Origin of the sequence: Streptomyces sp. NPDC005492 (genome assembly GCF_040605995.1) — a bacterium.
GTDB lineage: Bacteria > Actinomycetota > Actinomycetes > Streptomycetales > Streptomycetaceae > Streptomyces.
This window is the reverse complement of sequence record NZ_JBEXDX010000044.1, coordinates 1-15132: the sequence shown is the minus strand read 5'-3', so window position 1 is coordinate 15132 and position 15132 is coordinate 1. Positions and strand designations below refer to the sequence as shown.

The window sequence follows — 15132 nt, the reverse complement described above, 5'->3', positions numbered from 1 at the left end:
GTCTCTCTGGTCCGGCTCACGTCAGTGGCAGGGGCTGGGTCAACTCGTCGTAGACGCTGAGGACTTGGGCGACCGTCTCGTCCTCGGTGGGCCAGGTGGCCGCCTGCCGGGCGCCCTTCTCCCGCAGTCGCTCCCGCCGTTCGGGGTCGCGCAGCAGTCCGGTGACCGCGTCGGCCAGGGCCTTCGCGTCGCCGTACGGCACGAGTTCGGCGGCGTCTCCGACGAGTTCGGGGATGCCTCCGACGGCGGTCGCGACCAGTGGCACGCGGGCGTGGAGGGCCTCCTGGGCGATCACCGAGCGGGACTCCCAACTGCTGGGCAGCAGCGCGACATCGGCGGCGGCGAGCAGTTCGCCCACGTCGTCGCGGAACCCGATGAGCCGGACCGGCAGCTCCTCGCCCTCGATCCGCCGCTGCAACTCGCCCCGCAGCGGCCCCTCCCCCGCGATCACGACCAGCGGCGTCGGATCGAGACGGCACCATCCGCGCGAGGCATCCAGGATCGTGTCGTAGCCCCGCTGCCGGTCGAGCGAGCCGACGGCGACGAGCAACGGGCGGTCGGTGGCGCCGAGTTCGGCCCGGAGCTTGGGGCGCAGCCGGTCCGGGTCCTCGTGTTCCACGGTCCGGCGCGGGCCGGGCAGCGCGACGGCGGCGAGCCGGGCGTCCCGGGCGCCGGTCCGCCGGGCCCGGTCGACGAGGTCGGACGTGGTGCCGAGGACGACGGCGGCGGCTTTCACGACCCGCCGCTCCAGCAGCCGCAGCAGGTGCGCCCGCGCGCCTTCGGTGTGGGCGCGGTCGTGCCAGGTCACGACGAGCGGGGTACGGCGGCCGCTGAGCGCGAGGGCGGCGCGGAAGGAGGCGTGCAGCCCGTGCGCGTGCACCAGGTCGGCGTCGGCGCAGGCCGCCCGCAGCGCGGCCACGGAGGCGGGGTCGCTGCTGCGCGGCACATGCACGTGGTCGGCACCGGCGCCCGTGAAGTCGTAGGCGTGATCGGCCTCGACAGGGGCGCACACCGTCACCCGCACGCCCCGCGCGACGAGCCCGGAGGCCAGGGAGCGCACATGCGCGCTGCTGGCGGCGTTGCCCCCGCCGAGCACCTGCACGGTGCGCAGCGGCGACTGGCCGTGCGGTGAGTGGCTGCTCACGGGGGTCACGTGGCCGGGGCTCCTGGTTCGGCGACGGGCGGTCACGAAGAACGTACAGAAGGATCGGGCGGTGGGGGTGTACCGCACGCTTCCTACGCGTTCCGACTCAAGGATGCCAGCACGTACGGGTGTTCCGGCAACACCGGAGGGTCCGGGGGCGGCGCGGAAGGGCAACAGGGGCGGGGGTGTCACCCGTACGAGTGAGGGAGGACGCGCTTCAGACTGAGCGCGCCAGACCGCTCACCTTGTCGCCGTACACTGCGGCGGCCACCACGGCGGCGGCGTGCGCCACCAGTCCCGCCCGGCCGTTGGAGGCGACCACGGCCGCGCCGAGCGCCGCGCCCAGGGCGTGCGCCCCCGCGTCGCCGAGCATTGTCAACTCCCCGAAGTCGTCTGGCAGTACGGCACCGGCGGCGCCGAGCGCGGCGGCGGCCAGTTCCGCTCCGGGGCCTCGGCGCAGCAGCCCCGGCGCCCCCAGGGCGAGCACCGCGCCGACGGCCCGACCAGGCCGCACGTCCACGAGGTTGACGAAGTGGGCCGCACCGGCGATCACCACACCCGCGAGAACCTTGTCGACCGGCCGCTCCTTGAGCAGCGCCCCGGCGACAAGCCCCGCCGCCGAAATCCCGAACAACTTGACGGCCCCACTGGTCACTTCACCGTCCCCGAGCGCCGAGAGATGCGCCCGGAATCCACGCCGAGGATCCCCCGCCCCCACAACATCGTCGTAGCCACCACAGACCCCGGCCACCAACACCACGAACCCGGCAACCGGCCGAACCCGCACGGCGGCAAGCGCGGCACCAGCGACAACGGCCGGCGCCGCATACAGGTCGACGGTCCGCCCGGCATGGTTCTTCCGCTCCCAGCGACCACCAAGTCCCTTGGCCCGCAAGCCGATCAGAGTCGAGCGGGTGACGGCAGCGGCGAGGGCGAAGGAGACGGCACGAGGCATACGCACGATCATCCGGCCACGGTACGCCGAGCGCGCCCTACCCGTCCGCCCGAGCCGTCGCCAACTCCTCCACCGGTCGGCCTCGGACGCACAGCGTGCGCCACCCGTCCGCCCAAGCCGTTACCAACAACTCCTCCGCGCGTGCCCAAGCCATCCCCCGAGCCCTCCTGGCCAGTCGGTATCCGAGACAACCCCCCGGACCCATTCCCCGAATCCGACCAGCCCTCCGTACGCGCAACGCGCCCTACCCGTCCGCCCGAACCGGCGCCAGCAGCCCCTCCGCGTGCGCCCGAACCGTCCCGAGGCCCCCCGGCCGAGCCGGCATCGGCGGCACCTCCCGCACCCGCTCCCCGCCTCCGGCCGGCCTCGGACGCACAGCGTGCGCCACCCGTCCGCCCAAGCCGCGGCCAACAGCTCCTCCGCGCGTGCCGAGGCCGTCCAGCCGGTATCCGAGGCAACTCCCGGACCTACCCCCCGAATCCGACCAGCCCCCGGTACACGCAACCCGCCCTACCCGACCGCCCAAGCGCCATTGGCTATCAGCTCCACCGCGCGCGCCCAGGCCATACCCCGACTCCCTGGCCAGCCCGTACCCGAGACACCCCCGGCCCCACCCCCGAGTCCGGCCCGCCCCCCGTACGCGGGGAACGCCCTACCCGTCCGCCCGAGCCGTAGCCAACAACTCCTCCGCATGCGCCCGAGCCGTCTCCGAGTCCTCCTGGCCCGCCAGCATGCGGGACAGCTCGCGGACCCGGTCCTCGCCTTCGAGGACCTTCACGCCCGAGCGGGTGACCGAGCCGTCGTTGGTCTTCTCGACCAGGAGTTGGCGGTCGGCGAAGGCGGCTACCTGGGGGAGGTGGGTGACGACGACGACCTGGGCGGTCTTCGCGAGCTTCGCGAGGCGTCGGCCGATCTCGACCGCCGCCTTGCCGCCGACGCCGGCGTCGACCTCGTCGAAGAGGTAGGTCGGTACGGGGTCCGTGCCCGCGAAGACGACCTCGACGGCGAGCATCACCCGGGACAGTTCGCCGCCGGACGCGCCCTTGGCGATGGGGCGCGGTGGAGCGCCGGGGTGGGGGGCCAGGAGGAGTTCGACCTCGTCGACGCCCGAGGGGCCGTAGGCGACCGGTCGGCCGCCGACCTCGACGCCCTCCGGGTCCTCGGTCTGCCGGATCTCGAACGACACGCGCGCGTGCGGCATCGCGAGGGAGGCCAGCTCGGCGGTCACCGCGGCGGCGAAGCGCGCGGCGGCCTCGGTCCGGGCGTCGGTCAACGCCTGTGCCAGTCCGCCCAGTTCGGCCCGCAGCGCGTCCCGTTCGGCGGTCAGCTCGTCGATGCGCTCGTCGTCGCCGTCGAGTTCGGTCAGCCGCGCTGCGCCCTCCTCGGCGTACGCGAGCACGGCGGTGATGTTCTCGCCGTACTTCCGCGTCAACCCAGTGAGCGCGGCCCGGCGTTCCTCGACGGCGGCCAGCCGCAGCGGATCGGCGTCGAGGTCGTCGGCGTAACCCGCCAACTCCCCCGCCACATCGCCCAGCAGGATGCCGATCTCACCGATCCGGTCGGTGAGCGAGGCCAGCGCCGAGTCGTGCGACCGCACGGCCTCCAAGGCCCGCTGCGCACCCGCGACGAGGGTCGCCGCGTCGATGCCCTCGGGGTCCTCGGGGTTCCCGGCGAGCGCCGCGTGGGCGACCGTCGCGGCGGACGCCAACGCCTCGGCGTGCCCCAGCCGTTCGGCCTCGGCAGCGAGTTCCACGTCCTCACCGGCGCGCGGCTCCACGGCCGCGATCTCGTCGAGTCCGTAGCGCAGCATGTCGGCTTCCTGGGCCCGTTCACGCGCGCGCGTGGTGATCTCGTCCAGCTCCACGGTGATGGCCCGCAGCCGCCGGTACGCCTCGCCGTACTTCGCCAGCGGCCCGGCGACGGCGTCCCCGGCGTACCGGTCGAGCGCCTGCCGCTGCCGGGACAGCTTCAGCAGCCCCTGCTGATCGGTCTGCCCGTGCACGGCCACGAGGTCGTCGGCCAGCTCGGCGAGCAGCCCCACCGGCACGGAACGCCCGCCCAGGTGCGCCCGGGAGCGCCCTTCGGCGGAAACGGTACGGCTGATGAGCAGCGTCCCGTCCTCCAGCTCGGCGCCGGCCTCCTCGGCCCGCAGGACGGCCGAGGCGCCCGGAGGGACGGCGATCCGCCCCTCCACCACCGCGTTCTTCGCCCCGATCCGCACCAGCGCCGGGTCCGCCCGGCCACCGAGCAGCAGCCCGAGACTGGTGACGACCATGGTCTTGCCTGCACCCGTCTCACCCGTGACGGCGGTGAACCCCGGCGACAGCTCGACGACTGCGTCGTCGATGACTCCGAGCGACCGTATCCGCATCTCTTCCAGCACGGTGAAGACCTTACGAGGTAGGGCACGAGAAGCGCGAGGCACCCTGTCACCCGGGCGAGGGAAGGACCCCGCGCCCGCGCCTAGTGAGGAGCGCCCCGCCACCCGGAAACAGGCAACGCGAACTTCGCGACGAGCCGGTCCGTGAACGACGCGTGATGCAGCCGGGCCAACCGCACCGGCACGGCCCCCCGCCGCACCTCGACCCGCGCCCCGGGCGGCAGCTCGACCGTCCGCCGCCCGTCGCACCACAGCACCCCCGGCGGAATGTGCGGCAGCACCTCCACCGCCAGCACCGAGTCCGGCGAGGTCACCAACGGCTTCGCGAACAGCGCGTGCGCGCTGATCGGCACCATCAGCAGCGCCTCCACCTCGGGCCACACCACGGGCCCGCCCGCGGAGAACGCGTACGCCGTCGACCCGGTGGGCGTCGCACACACGATCCCGTCGCAGCCGAACCCCGTCACCGGCCGCCCGTCGATCTCCAGCACGACTTCGAGCAGCTTCTCGGCGCCGGCCTTCTGCACCGCCGCCTCGTTGAGCGCCCAGTCGGTGTGCACGATGTTGCCGTTCTTGTGCACGACGACATCGACGGTCATCCGCTCCTCGACCTCATAGGCGCGAGTGACCACCCGGTCCACGACCTTGTCGAGATCGTCCCGCTCGGCCTCCGCGAGGAACCCCACGCTGCCGAGGTTGACGCCGAGCATCGGCACCCCGGACGCGCGCGCGAACTCGGCACCGCGCAGCAGCGTGCCGTCGCCTCCGAGGACGATGAGCAGCTCGCAGCCCTCGAGGCACTGCGGGGTGGCCTCGGTGACCGTCTCCACCTCGTCGGGCAACGGCAGGTCACGTGCCTCGTACTCCAGGACGCGCACTCCGATGCCGGACTGCAACAGCCCCTTGACGACCAGTTCGGCACTCCGGATGGCCGCGGGACGGCCCGTGTGCGCGAGCAGGAAAACAGTACGAGCTCGGTTCTGTGTCAACGCGGCCCCTCCGCCACTGCACGGTCAACATCGGCCGGGTCCAGTTCGGGTGCCCCGGCCCGCAGCCACAGAAAGTACTCGACATTCCCGGACGGCCCGGGCAGCGGGCTCGCGGTGACCCCCCGCACCCCGAGCCCCAGTTCGGCGGCCCGCCGGGCCACACCGCGCACGGCCTCGGCCCGTAGCTCCGGGCTGCGCACGACACCCCCGCTCCCCAGCCGTTCCTTCCCCACCTCGAACTGCGGCTTGACCATCATCACCAGGTCCCCGTCCGGCTTCGTGCACCGCACCAGGGCGGGCAGCACCAGCCCGAGCGGGATGAAGGACAGATCCCCCACGACAAGATCCACAGGCTCCCCATCGATCGCTTCAAGCGTCAACTCGCGTACGTTCGTACGGTCCTTGACGGTGACGCGTTCATCGCTCTGAAGAGACCACGCAAGTTGCCCGTACCCGACGTCGACCGCCACGACCTGCGCGGCACCGGCCCGCAGCAGCACGTCGGTGAAGCCCCCGGTGGACGCGCCGGCGTCCAGCGCCCGCCGTCCCTCGACCGCGAGCCCCTGCGGCCCGAAGACCTCCAGCGCGCCCGCGAGCTTGTGCCCGCCTCGCGACACGTAGTCGGGGTCGCCGTCGTCCGGCACGACGACGATCGCCGCCGCCGTCTCCACCTGGGTGGCGGGCTTGGTCGCGACGGTCTTGCCCACGCTGACCCGGCCGGCCGCGATCAACTGGCTCGCGTGCTCCCGCGAGCGCGCGAGCTTCCGCCGCACCAGCTCGGCGTCGAGACGGCGGCGTGCCACTCCTGCCACGTTCGGTTCAGCTCCTGCGGTCGTACGACGATGGGGGCGCCGGAGGTCCCGGGCGGGCGTCGAGCGCGGTGAGCGCGTCGCGCAGCCCCCGGTGTACATCCTCGTACACCTCGACGTGTCCGTCCGTGGCGAGGTGGTCGGCGTCGGCCAGCCGCCCGAGCTGGGCGTCGACGTCGGCGTTGCCGCTCGGGGTGCGGTCCACGTTCAGCGGGGCGGGGGCGGCGGGGTCGTAGCTGGGCTCCGCCTCCGCCACGGCCTCGGTCACAGCTTCGGCCTCGGCCTCGGGAACTGAGTCGCTCATGCCCAGACGCTACCCCGAAGGCCTGGGGTACCGTCGATCACGATGGCAACGATCGAGGAGTGCCGCGCCGCACTCGAAAAGCTCTCGGACAACATGCAGCAGGCGGAGGGGAATGTCCGCGCCGCCGCGGCCATGGACCGCTCGGTGAGCTGCCGGATCACCGACCTCGACATCACCTTCGTCGGCCGGCTGACCGGCGGCCGGATCGTGGTGGACGAGACCGTGCGGGGCCTTCCACCGGAGAAGGCCCAGATCAGGCTGACCATGGCCGGCGACGACCTGGTGGCCATGGTGAACGGCGGCCTGAACTTCGCGAAGGCCTGGGGCTCGGGCCGGGTGAAGCTGGAGGCCAACGTGTTCGACCTGTTCCGCCTCAGGAAGCTTCTGTAGCAGCCACCTTGTCGAGATCGGTCCGCGCCTGCGTACGTGCCTTGCGCGCGGCCGGCACCACCAGCGGCGTCCCCGTCTCCGGGTCGTCGATGACCTGGCAGCGCAGCCCGAAGACCTCCTCGACCAGTTCGGCCGTGACGATGTCGCTCGGGGCACCCTCCGCGATGACCGCGCCCTCCCGCAGCGCGATGAGGTGGGTGGCGTACCGGGCGGCGTGGTTGAGGTCGTGCAGCACCGCGACCAGGGTGCGGCCCTGCTCCTCGTGCAGTTCGGCGCAGAGGTCGAGGACGTCTATCTGGTGCTGGATGTCCAGGTAGGTGGTCGGCTCGTCGAGCAGCAGCAGGGGCGTCTGCTGGGCGAGCGCCATCGCGATCCACACCCGCTGCCGCTGCCCGCCGGACAGTTCGTCGACATAGCGATCGGCGAGTTCGGCGACACCGGTCTGCGCCATCGACTCCTGTACGACCCGCTCGTCCTCGGAGGACCACTGGCGCAGGATGCCCTGGTGCGGGTACCGGCCGCGGCCCACTAGGTCGCCGACGGTGATCCCGTCGGGCGCGATGGACGACTGCGGCAGCAGGCCCAGGGTGCTGGCGACCTTCTTGGCGGGCATCGACTGGATGACCTGCCCGTCGAGCAGCACCCGGCCCTCGTTCGGCTTCAGCATCCGCGACAGCGCCCGCAGCAGCGTGGACTTGCCGCACGCGTTGGGGCCGACGATCACCGTGAAGGAGTTGTCGGGGATCTCCACCGACAACTGGCGTGCGATGACGCGCTGGTCGTAGGCGAGGGTGACGTTCTCGGCGGACAGGCGGTTCACGGTGCTCCTTCGATTGTTCAGCCCGCTGCTGTGGCCGCTCTGGTTGCTCATATCCGGCCCGCCTTGCGCTCGGTGACCAGCAGCCACAGCAGGTAGACCCCGCCGAGGACTCCGGTGACCACGCCCACGGGCAACTGGTCGGCTCCGAAGGCCCGTTGGGAGGCCCAGTCGGCGGTGACCAGCAGGGTGGCGCCCATGCAGAGCGAGGGCACCAGGTTGGGACCCGGCGAGCGGGTCAGGCGCCGGGCGAGTTGCGGCGCGGTGAGGGCGACGAAGCCGACGGGGCCGGCCGCTGCGGTGGCGGCCGAGGTGAGCAGCACGGCGGCCACCATCAGCAGCAGCCGTACGCGTTCGACGCGCACCCCGAGGGCGTACGACACGTCGTCGCCCATCTCCATCATCCGCAGCCCGCGCGCGTTGGCGAGGACCAGCGGCAGCAGGACGGCGCACAGCCCGAGCAACGGCCAGACCTGGGTCCAGTCACGGCCATTGAGGGATCCGGTCATCCAGACGACCGCGCGGGCCGCGTCGACGAGGTCGGCCTTGGTGAGCAGATAGCCGTTGACGGCGGTGACGACGGCGGAGACGCCGATGCCGACCAGGACCAGCCGGTACCCGTGCACCCCCTGCTTCCAGGCGAGCAGATAGATCGCGAGCCCGGTCACGAGCCCGCCGGCCAGCGCCCCGAGGGTGACGGCGGTCGCGCTCCCGGAGAACAGCACGATCATGACGAGCGCCCCGGCCGTCGACCCCTGCGAGAGGCCGAGGACGTCCGGACTGCCCAGCGGATTGCGGGAGATGGACTGGAACAGCGCACCGCCGAGCCCGAGCGAGGCACCGACCAGCAGCCCGACGAGGACCCGTGGCAGCCGCAGTTCGTTGACGATGAACTCCTGGCCCGGATCACCGCCCCCGAACAGCGTCTTGAGGACGTCACCGGCCGGGATCGGGAAGTCGCCGGTACCGATCAGCACGACACTCGCGGCGACCGCACAGACCAGGAGGAGGACGACGACCGTGAGGGCTCGGAGATCGAACCGGACGGAGAGGCCGCCGGTCCGTACCGTCGTAGCTGTCGTACGAGAGACATTCACAGTTGGGTCGTCCTCCGGCGCCGCACGAGATAGATGAAGACCGGACCGCCGAGGATCGCGGTGACGATGCCGACCTGGAGCTCAGCGGGCCGCGCGATCATCCGCCCGAGCACGTCCGCGCCGAGCAGCAGCACGGGCGACAGGATCGTGGCGTACGGCAGGATCCAGCGCAGGTCGGGCCCGGTGAAGGAGCGCACCACGTGCGGCACCATCAGGCCGACAAACACGATCGGACCGCAGGCAGCGGTCGCCGCCCCGCACAGCACGGTCGCGCTGAGCATGGCGAGCGCCCGGGTGCGGTTGAGGTTGGCGCCGAGGGCGCGGGCGGTGTCGTCGCCCATCGCCACCGCGTTCAACGGCCGGGCGAGCAGCAGCGCGACGACCGTACCGACCGCGAGGAACGGCGCGACCTGGGCGATCGTCGAGCCGGTGGCCGAGGCCAGTGAACCGACCGTCCAGAAGCGCATCTTGGAGAGTGCCGCGTCGTCCATGATCATGACGGCCTGGAGATAGCCGTAGAGCGCGGCACTGATCGCGGTGCCGGCGAGCGCGAGACGCACGGGTGTGGCACCCCGGCTGCCGCCGAGGAACCAGACCAGCGCCCCTACGGCCGCCGCGCCCGCGAAGGCGAACCAGACATAGCCGCTCAGGCTCGTGACCCCGAAGTAGGTGATAGCGGTGACGACGGCCGCGGAGGCACCGGCGTTGATGCCGAGCAGTCCGGGGTCCGCGAGGGGGTTGCGGGTGAGCGCCTGGAGGACGGCTCCGGAGAGGCCGAGCGCGGCACCGGCGAGCAGCCCGAGGACCGTACGGGAGATCCGGTCGTCGACCACGACGTCCGCGTACGTCCCCGAGTCATGGAACAGGCCGTGCCACACATCCCCCAACGGCAGCGATTTCGCGCCGATCGCGATGCTCGCCAGGGCGACGAGCACCAGGAGCGCCACGGCGGCAAAGAGCCCAAGGACACGTACCGCCCGGCGGGTTGGGGGCGCGGGGGCGGTCTCCGCGCGCTGTTCTGGGGGACTGTCGACCAACACGAGGTTAGGTTAGCCTACCCTCGCACGCGGTCCGGAGGGCGAGTCCCTCTTCAGAGCCCGAGTCGTGCCAGCGCCTTCTCCCCGTCCAGCGCGCATGTCCCGTCCCCGGCCACCGTCCAGGCCGCCGCGCAGAGCGCCCGCAGCCCGTCCAACGGCTCCCCCTCACCGTCGAGTTCCAGCCGCTCGCGGCCCGCCGTCGCGGTCCAACCCCCGCACCGGAAGCCCTCTCCCGCCTCGGTGACCTCGGGCTGCCCGGTGAGCATGCCCCGCAGATCGGCGTCGACGTACGTCGGCCGGTGCTGCGGAGGCGCGGCGAGCAACTGCGCGCCGTCCGTCACGCCCGTCAGCACGAGCAGCGAATCGACATCCCCGTTGAACGCCCCCTCGATGTCCGTGTCCAGCCGGTCGCCCACCACCAACGGCCGCTCGGCGCCCGTCCGCAGGATCGTCTCCTTGTGCATGGGCGGCAACGGCTTCCCCGCCACCTGCGGCTCGGCCCCGGTCGCTATCCGTACGACCTCCACCGCCGCGCCGTTGCCCGGCGCGATCCCGCGCGCGCTCGGGATCGTCAGGTCGGTGTTGGACGCGAACCACGGCACCCCGCGCGCGATCGCGTAACAGGCCTCCGCGAACCGGGACCACATCAAGTCGGGGCCGCCGTAGCCCTGCACGACCGCCGCCGGATCGTCCTCGGCCGAGTCGGCGGGCTCAAGTCCGCGCTCGCGCAACGCGACCCGCAGCCCCTCCCCGCCGATCACCAGCACCCGCGCGCCCGCCGGCACCTGCTCGCTGATCAGCCGGGCGACGGCCTGCGCGGAGGTGATGACGTCGTCCGCCCCGGTCGGAATGCCCAGCTCGGTGAGGTGCTCGGCCACCGCGTCCGGCGTCCGCAGCGCGTTGTTGGTGACATAGGCGAGCCTCATACCGCCCCCGCGCGCGGTGGCGAGCGAATCGACCGCGTGGACGATCGCGTTGCCCCCCGCGTACACCACCCCGTCGAGGTCGAGCAGCGCCGTGTCGTACGCCTCGTTCAGGGCCTGCCCACTGCCCTCGGGCTTCGTCCTGACGCTCTGGCTCATTCCACATCGCTCCTCGTTCGATCGCTTTCACCCGATCATCGCGCATGCCACTGACACACGTACGATGCCGGGATGAACACCGCAGGTCACTCGGAAGCAACGGAGCGCCGAGGCCTGGAACTCACCCCGTTCCGAGGCCTTCGCTACGACCCCGACCTGGTCGGCAGCCTGGCCGCCGTGACGTCCCCACCGTACGACGTCGTCGTACGCCCCGACGGCCTGCACCATCTCCAGGACTCCGACCCGCACAACATCGTCCGGCTGATCCTCCCGCAGGCCACCACCCCCAGCGCCCGCAACGAACAGGCCGCCGACACCCTGCACCGCTGGCTCGCCGAGGGAGTCCTCACCACCGACCCCGAGCCCGGCCTCTACGTCTACGAGCAGAGCGACGGCAACGGCCTGCTGCAACGCGGCATCATCGGCGCTCTGCGCCTGTCGGACCCGTCGGAGGGCGTGGTCCTGCCGCACGAGGACGTCATGCCCCATGTGGTCGCGGACCGCGCGGCCCTCATGCGCGCCACCTCCGCCAACCTCGAACCCCTGCTGCTGACCTACCGCGGCAACGGTTCACCGGCCGACACAGCCACCGTCGTCGAGCATGTCGCCGCGCGCCCCCCGCTCCTGGCGACGACCACGGAGGACGGCTACAGCCACCGCCTCTGGTCGGTCACCGATCCCACCGACCTGGCCCGCATCCAACGGGACCTGACCCATCACCAGGCCCTGATCGCCGACGGCCACCACCGCTGGGCGACCTACCGACGTCTACGCGCGGAGCACCCCTCCCCCAGCCCCTGGGACTACGGCCTGGTCCTCCTCGTCGACACGGCCCGCTACCCGCTCCGCGTCCGCGCGATCCACCGCCTCCTGCACGGCGTCCCGGTGTCCGACGCGTTGGCATCCCTGGAGGGCCTGTTCCACATACGGCACCTGGAGGTCCCCCTCCCGGAAGCCCTGGAGGCCCTCGCCGACGCCGCCTGCGCGGGCAACGCCTTCCTCCTCGCCGGCGACGGCGCCTTCCACCTGGTCGACCGCCCCGACCCGGACCTCCTGGCCCGTACGATCCCCGCCGACCGCCCAGCCGCCTGGCGCACCCTGGACGCCACGGTCCTGCACGCCACGCTCCTGGCCCACGTCTGGCACATCCCCGAGGACTCCCCGGCGCACATCGCCTACATCCACGACACCGCCGCCACCGTCCGCAAGGCGGAACGCGACGGCGGTACGGCCGTACTCATGCACCCCGTCCGCGAGGAGGTCGTACGGGACCTGGCCCGCCAGGGCGTCACGATGCCCCGCAAGTCGACGTCCTTCGGCCCGAAGCCGGCGTCGGGCCTGGTACTGCGCACGCTGGAACCCTGAGACACCGGAAACACGAAAGGGCGGGACCCCGGTGTCGGGGTCCCGCCCTTGTCGTCACCGGCGGATGTTGCCGTCAGTCCTTGTCGTCGTCCTTGGCCTCGACCACGGGCTCGACTTCGTCGTCGTCGAGGTCGTCGTCCTCAACGTCGACATCGTCCTCGTCGTCGTCGATCTCACTGTCGGTATCGGCCTCAGCGTCGGTGTTGTCCTCGTCCTCGACGAACGCGTCGACGAACGCGACACCGTCCATCTCGGCGAGGCGGTCCGACGCGTCCGTGCTGCCGTCCTTGTCGGACTCCACGGCCTTGGCGAACCACTCCCGCGCCTCGTCCTCACGCCCGGCGGCGAGCAGGGCGTCGGCGTAGGCGTACCGCAGTCGCGCGGTCCACGGCTGCACGGTGTTCGAGGCCAACTCCGGGCTCTGCAACGTGACGATGGCCGCGTCGAGCTGGTCCATGTCACGCCGGGCACCGGCCGCGACGAGCCGCATCTCGACCTGCCCGGCCTTGTCGAGCTTGTGCACCTCGGGGGCACCGGCCATCTCCAGCGCCTTCTCGGGCCGCCCGAGCCCACGCTCGCAGTCGGCCATCACAGGCCACAGCTCCACGCTGCCGGTCATCCGACGCGCGGCCCGGAACTCGGCCAGCGCCTCGCTGTACTTCTGATTCGCGTACGCGGCGAACCCGGCCGCCTCTCGTACGGCGGCGACGCGAGAAGCCAGCCTCAGCGCGATCTTGGAGTAGGCGTAGGCGCCCTCGGGGTCCTCGTCGATGAGCCGGGCAACCATCACCAGGTTCTTCGAGACGTCCTCCGCGAGCCCCTTCGGCAGACTCAGCAACTCCTGGCGTACGTCCTGGTCGATCTCCTCGCCCGTGACGTCCTCGGGGATCGGCAGCCGCCTGATCGGCTCGCGGTCGCGGTCACGCTCCCGCTCATCACGGAACCGGCCACCACCACGCCGGTCGTCGCCGCGCCGGTCATCACGCCGGTCGTCACGACGGGGGTAGCCACCACGGTCGTCGTCACGCCGGAAGGCGGGACGGTCACCACGGCTGTCGTCACGCCGGAAGCCACCGGGACGTCCGCCGCGATCGCCGCCACGGTCATCACGACGAGGGCCTGCGGGCCGGTCGTCACGACGCGGCGCGGCAGAACGGTCATCACGCCCACGGGAACCACCACGGTCACCACGGTTGTCGCGGTCGTCACGGCGGAAGGGCGGACGCTGCTCACCACGATTGTCGCGGTCATCGCGACGGAAGGCCGGCCGCTCGCCACGGCTGTCGTCACGCCGGAAAGGCGGACGCTCACCACGGTTGTCGCGGTCGTCACGGCGGAAGGCCGGCCGCTCACCACGGCTGTCGTCACGCCGGAAAGGCGGACGCTCACCACGGTTGTCATCACGACGGGGCCCCGAAGGGCGGTCGTCACGGCGGGGGTATCCGCCCCGGTCGCCACGGTTGTCATCCCGCCGGAAGGCAGGACGGTCACCCTCACGACGATCGTCCCTGCGGTCATCGCGACGGAAGGGCGGACGCTCACCACGGCTGTCACGGTCATCACGCCGGAACGCGGGTCGCTCGCCACGGCTGTCGTCACGCCGGAAAGGCGGACGCTCACCACGGTTGTCATCACGACGCGGACCCGAGGGGCGGTCGTCCCGCCCACGGAAGCCACCACGATCGGCACTGCCACGGTCGTCGCTACGGCGGTCATCGCGTCGGTCGTCGCGACGCGGGTATCCGCCCCGGTCACCACGGTTGTCATCCCGCCGGAAGGCAGGACGGTCACCCTCACGACGATCGTCCCTACGGTCATCGCGACGGAAGGGCGGACGCTCGCCACGACTGTCATCTCGCCGGAAACCACCGCGATCACCGCGGTTGTCGTCGCGGCGGTCACCCCGGTTGTCGCCGCGGTCGTCACGGCGGAACGCGGGTCGCTCACCACGGTTGTCATCGCGCCGGAAGCCACCACGCTCACCGCCACGGTCATCACGGCGAGGGCCGGCGGGCCGGTCGTCACGACGCGGACCGGCGGAACGGTCATCACGACGCGGACCGGCGGAACGGTCATCACGCCCACGGAAACCACCGCGATCGCCGCCACCGCTACGGTCGTCACGGCGAGGGGCGCCGCCACGGTTGTCGTCACGGCGGACATAGCCGCCACGACCACCACCGCTGCTGCCGCCGCGGTCGTTCCCTCGATCGTTGCTACGGCTCGGGCCTCCGCGGTACCCGCCACGGTCACCGCGGTCACCACTGTCCCGTCGCCGCTCGTCGCGCTCCGGTCGATCCTCGGGAGAGTTGGTGGACATCGGTGACTCCTGTCTTCGGTACCGCAAGTCATTCTCGCGCAGCCAGCTACTCGGCGCGCTCCGGGCTGTGCTTGTGCTCAAAACGAGAAAAAGAAAAGGACCCCTGGTCCCAGCGTGAACGCTGGGACCAGGGGTCCTCCAAAGATTGTTCGGCGGCGTCCTACTCTCCCACAGGGTCCCCCCTGCAGTACCATCGGCGCTGTAAGGCTTAGCTTCCGGGTTCGAAATGTAACCGGGCGTTTCCCTCACGCTATGACCACCGAAACCCTAATGGTTTCGAGCGAACAAGCACACTTTTCTTTTGTGTGGTTCAAGCTCTAGCCGACAACTGTTCGTTGTCTCAGAACTAACACAGTGGACGCGAGCAACTGAGGACAAGCCCTCGGCCTATTAGTACCGGTCACCTCCACCCCTTACGGGGCTTCCAGATCCGGCCTATCAAC

Annotated in this window: 13 protein-coding genes, 1 rRNA gene and 1 pseudogene; 2 read left to right on the top strand and 13 right to left on the bottom strand. The window is 71.6% G+C overall.

The annotated features are described in order from the left end of the window. Window positions 1-16 precede the first annotated feature (16 nt). From ABZT04_RS37155 to ABZT04_RS37130, 6 genes are all read right to left on the bottom strand, one after another. Entirely contained in the window at window positions 17-1153 is a 1137-nt protein-coding gene (locus ABZT04_RS37155; protein WP_356062586.1) for a glycosyltransferase family 4 protein, read from the bottom strand. 208 nt (window positions 1154-1361) lie between these two features. Continuing rightward, window positions 1362-2111 (bottom strand): hypothetical protein, encoded by a 750-nt coding sequence (locus tag ABZT04_RS37150; protein WP_356062583.1) that lies wholly within the window; start codon window positions 2109-2111, stop codon window positions 1362-1364. 640 nt (window positions 2112-2751) lie between these two features. Then, on the bottom strand, window positions 2752-4470 hold the full coding sequence (recN, locus tag ABZT04_RS37145; RefSeq protein WP_356062716.1) for a DNA repair protein RecN: 1719 nt from the start codon (window positions 4468-4470) through the stop codon (window positions 2752-2754). Between the two features lie 92 nt (window positions 4471-4562). Further along, window positions 4563-5468 (bottom strand): NAD kinase, encoded by a 906-nt coding sequence (locus ABZT04_RS37140; protein WP_355921587.1) that lies wholly within the window; start codon window positions 5466-5468, stop codon window positions 4563-4565. Continuing rightward, window positions 5465-6280, bottom strand: a complete 816-nt coding sequence (locus tag ABZT04_RS37135) for a TlyA family RNA methyltransferase (RefSeq protein WP_356062581.1) — start codon at window positions 6278-6280, stop codon at window positions 5465-5467. The genes ABZT04_RS37140 and ABZT04_RS37135 overlap by 4 nt, the downstream gene beginning before the upstream one ends. 7 nt (window positions 6281-6287) lie before the next feature. Beyond that, on the bottom strand, window positions 6288-6581 hold the full coding sequence (locus ABZT04_RS37130; RefSeq protein WP_356062578.1) for a hypothetical protein: 294 nt from the start codon (window positions 6579-6581) through the stop codon (window positions 6288-6290). A gap of 42 nt (window positions 6582-6623) precedes the next feature. Here ABZT04_RS37130 and ABZT04_RS37125 point away from each other — a divergent pair, with 42 nt between their 5' ends. After that, complete coding sequence (locus ABZT04_RS37125; RefSeq protein ID WP_356062575.1) at window positions 6624-6971, top strand: SCP2 sterol-binding domain-containing protein; 348 nt, start codon at window positions 6624-6626, stop codon at window positions 6969-6971. Here ABZT04_RS37125 and ABZT04_RS37120 read toward each other — a convergent pair. The 4 genes from ABZT04_RS37120 to ABZT04_RS37105 are packed head-to-tail and all read right to left on the bottom strand — an operon-like array spanning window position 6955 to window position 11004. Beyond that, window positions 6955-7842, bottom strand: a complete 888-nt coding sequence (locus ABZT04_RS37120) for an ABC transporter ATP-binding protein (RefSeq protein WP_356062572.1) — start codon at window positions 7840-7842, stop codon at window positions 6955-6957. The two genes, ABZT04_RS37125 and ABZT04_RS37120, sit on opposite strands and share 17 nt — an antisense overlap. Beyond that, on the bottom strand, window positions 7839-8885 hold the full coding sequence (locus tag ABZT04_RS37115; RefSeq protein WP_356062569.1) for an iron chelate uptake ABC transporter family permease subunit: 1047 nt from the start codon (window positions 8883-8885) through the stop codon (window positions 7839-7841). Before ABZT04_RS37115 ends, ABZT04_RS37120 begins: the two co-directional genes overlap by 4 nt. Continuing rightward, the gene (locus ABZT04_RS37110; protein WP_356062566.1) at window positions 8882-9925 is read right to left on the bottom strand and encodes an iron chelate uptake ABC transporter family permease subunit; all 1044 of its coding nucleotides are present in this window, start codon (window positions 9923-9925) and stop codon (window positions 8882-8884) included. The genes ABZT04_RS37115 and ABZT04_RS37110 overlap by 4 nt, the downstream gene beginning before the upstream one ends. A 50-nt stretch (window positions 9926-9975) precedes the next feature. Further along, window positions 9976-11004, bottom strand: a complete 1029-nt coding sequence (locus ABZT04_RS37105) for an HAD hydrolase-like protein (protein ID WP_356062563.1) — start codon at window positions 11002-11004, stop codon at window positions 9976-9978. Between the two features lie 72 nt (window positions 11005-11076). On the opposite strand from ABZT04_RS37105, the gene ABZT04_RS37100 reads away from it, so the two are divergent. After that, the gene (locus ABZT04_RS37100; RefSeq protein ID WP_356062560.1) at window positions 11077-12369 is read left to right on the top strand and encodes a DUF1015 domain-containing protein; all 1293 of its coding nucleotides are present in this window, start codon (window positions 11077-11079) and stop codon (window positions 12367-12369) included. Window positions 12370-12442: 73 nt separating this feature from the next. Here the strand turns inward: ABZT04_RS37100 and ABZT04_RS37095 are convergent, their stop codons facing one another. The 3 genes and pseudogenes from ABZT04_RS37095 to rrf all read right to left on the bottom strand — a co-directional run bounded on the left by ABZT04_RS37095 (window position 12443) and on the right by rrf (window position 14953). After that, window positions 12443-13264, bottom strand: a complete 822-nt coding sequence (locus ABZT04_RS37095; protein WP_356062713.1) for a hypothetical protein — start codon at window positions 13262-13264, stop codon at window positions 12443-12445. A gap of 150 nt (window positions 13265-13414) precedes the next feature. Then, a pseudogene (locus ABZT04_RS37090) lies at window positions 13415-14716 on the bottom strand (hypothetical protein); the annotation flags it as partial. Window positions 14717-14836: 120 nt separating this feature from the next. Further along, window positions 14837-14953: ribosomal RNA gene (gene rrf, locus ABZT04_RS37085) — 5S ribosomal RNA — on the bottom strand. Between the last annotated feature and the right edge of the window lie 179 nt (window positions 14954-15132).

Coding starts and splice junctions, on each gene's coding strand:
- ABZT04_RS37105 (WP_356062563.1), bottom strand. CDS start 11,004: ATGAGCCAGAGCGTCAGGACGAAGCCCGAGGGCAGTGGGCAGGCCCTG.
- ABZT04_RS37125 (WP_356062575.1), top strand. CDS start 6,624: ATGGCAACGATCGAGGAGTGCCGCGCCGCACTCGAAAAGCTCTCGGAC.
- ABZT04_RS37150 (WP_356062583.1), bottom strand. CDS start 2,111: ATGATCGTGCGTATGCCTCGTGCCGTCTCCTTCGCCCTCGCCGCTGCC.
- ABZT04_RS37130 (WP_356062578.1), bottom strand. CDS start 6,581: ATGAGCGACTCAGTTCCCGAGGCCGAGGCCGAAGCTGTGACCGAGGCC.
- ABZT04_RS37120 (WP_356062572.1), bottom strand. CDS start 7,842: ATGAGCAACCAGAGCGGCCACAGCAGCGGGCTGAACAATCGAAGGAGC.
- ABZT04_RS37100 (WP_356062560.1), top strand. CDS start 11,077: ATGAACACCGCAGGTCACTCGGAAGCAACGGAGCGCCGAGGCCTGGAA.
- recN (WP_356062716.1), bottom strand. CDS start 4,470: ATGCGGATACGGTCGCTCGGAGTCATCGACGACGCAGTCGTCGAGCTG.